Genomic DNA, 2,137 nt, shown 5'->3' with positions numbered 1-2,137 from the left:
ACTCAGTATTTACAAATGAGAGGCATATGAAACTAGTAAAATTAAAAAAGCTTCCGTGAGGAAGCTGAGTAGTTACAGTTCCATCTTGTTCAATATAAATCCCACCATTATTCGTGTCATACCCATATAATAAACGATTCAACCGATATTCTTCTGGATTATTATAAATCACCATAGTCAAAATATCATCGCGATGTCCTTGCTCTAATGGCGTATCCGACCCCACTACACGATAAAATTGTGATTGGACTTCTTTAGAAGCCCAATAGAGTCTTTGGGCTTTCTCCGCTGTTACTTGTTGACCCGTTCGAATAATCATAGATCCGTTATCAAATGTGTAAGCTTTCGGCATATATTTTTTCTTACCTGCTTCTTGAATTTGCTTGTACGAAATCAGATTTCCTTTATAATCTTTTCCATTATATCTTTCGTCAATTTGTTGAGCGGCAATTAGATACGCTTCACTTAAATAAGGATACACCTGTAAGGCATTCGTAATAATTTGTAACCCTTTTTGTGCCGTGGTATGAAAATCACCTATTCTACTTGTATAATAAATTCCATTATTAATAATCCATCCTGTGTCGGCATTGACTTGACCGTATAATGCCATTTTTCCAATTTCATCGATAAAGGTGTTTATTTTCCCATACCAAGGTGATTGGTTAGGTGATGTACCAGTTTGGTACAAATACGTTTGAAGATCATAGTCAATACCACTTAAGAGACTGTATACGGCTGTTCCTTTTGAATATTCTTTCGCGTACGTTTGTAAATTTTGATTAAATTGATTTAAAATGGGAACCGCTAACGATACAATTTCTGGATTACTTGAGGCATTTCCAATTAAATTCCCATAAGCCGCCACGACTCGATCTTGTTCCATTGTTCCAAGTCGAAAAGCCGGATTGGTTGCAATTGCTTTTAAAGCAGGTAAGCAGGTAAGCAGGTATCATGAAACGTACGATCATTGAGATAGGCAAGTTCTTTATGGTAATATCCTAAATAGAATCCCGAACGCAATACTTCTACTAACGTCTCTATTCCATTTGAATTTGTTGCGGTATACGTCGCTCCCCTTTTTTCTAGTGTTTGGATTAAGAAATGGACACGATTTTGATCTTGATAGAATGCGAGAGAGTCTGTATTAAATTGAAATAAATCCGTAATGTCACTCCAACGTATGGTCGAAAGTACTCGTACGAGATTTTCATAGTTAAGTGCTTGTAATTGTGCCATCGTATATGTTTGTTGAGCGGCTGATGTAGTAGTAAGCGTTGCAAAGTTTATTTTTTCATCAGGTGGTTGAATCGATCGGTCGATTTGAAATGGTGTAGAGAACAAATTTGAAGTATATGGATAGGGTTTATGGAAAGGTTTTTGGGACATATATTGTCTTTTTATTTTTGATGAATTTACATGGAAACCATACGGGCTCGGATTAGGTGGTGGTACCAATCCACTCCCAAGCATACCTTGCGCTACGCTACTAACCGGCCGTTTACTAGAAACTTGTATAGAATTTGCCTGGACAACATGTACGGAACCTAACATCGTACAACACAACAACATGATTATAATCTTACTTATACGTTTCATCCAATTCCTCCATTTCAAAAATCAAAAAATTCTAGCTGACTGTCACACGATGGTTCAGATTTTTTTCATAGAGTATGGAAACCAAATCGTTCGACTATGGAAATGCTTCATGAAAAACACAGATGGTTTTCATAAACATCCCTCCATTCTTCTCTTTTGTCTTGTTGGGACTACACCAATCTACAGGTGTCTAACTTGTATGATTTTTTTACCTATAATTCATTGTTGTAAAATCATCCCAACAGTACTTATATATGGCAAATCATTTTTTTAACCTTTGCCAATGTATTGAGAAATATATTCTATTTAAATCGTTTGATACTGTATGTAATGAAAACATTGGTTCTGGTGCAAATAAATGATAAATTAAACAAAAAGCGAGGATTCCTATCGGAATCTTTTTTTATGCCGTTAATCTAAACAGTTGATTAATAAAGATATTCTGATTTTGGACAGACTGATTGGTCTTCCCCCCGTCAAGTAGACAACTGTAAAAAAGACTATGCAGCCATCGAAATTCGATATTCGATCGGAGCTC

At 35.9% G+C, this 2,137-nt stretch carries 2 protein-coding genes; both read right to left on the bottom strand.

From position 1 onward, the window contains the following. Positions 1 to 886, bottom strand: an 886-nt coding sequence (locus JDS99_RS32235) for a collagenase (RefSeq protein WP_255543224.1), incomplete at its 3' end; no start/stop codon positions are given. Positions 887 to 924: 38 nt separating this feature from the next. Beyond that, on the bottom strand, positions 925 to 1,599 hold the full coding sequence (locus JDS99_RS32475; RefSeq protein WP_255543223.1) for a M9 family metallopeptidase N-terminal domain-containing protein: 675 nt from the start codon (positions 1,597 to 1,599) through the stop codon (positions 925 to 927). Between the last annotated feature and the right edge of the window lie 538 nt (positions 1,600 to 2,137).

Source organism: Bacillus cereus group sp. N6 (assembly GCF_016483705.1).
GTDB lineage: Bacteria > Bacillota > Bacilli > Bacillales > Bacillaceae_G > Bacillus_A > Bacillus_A wiedmannii.
This window is presented reverse-complemented; position numbering and strand designations above follow the sequence as displayed.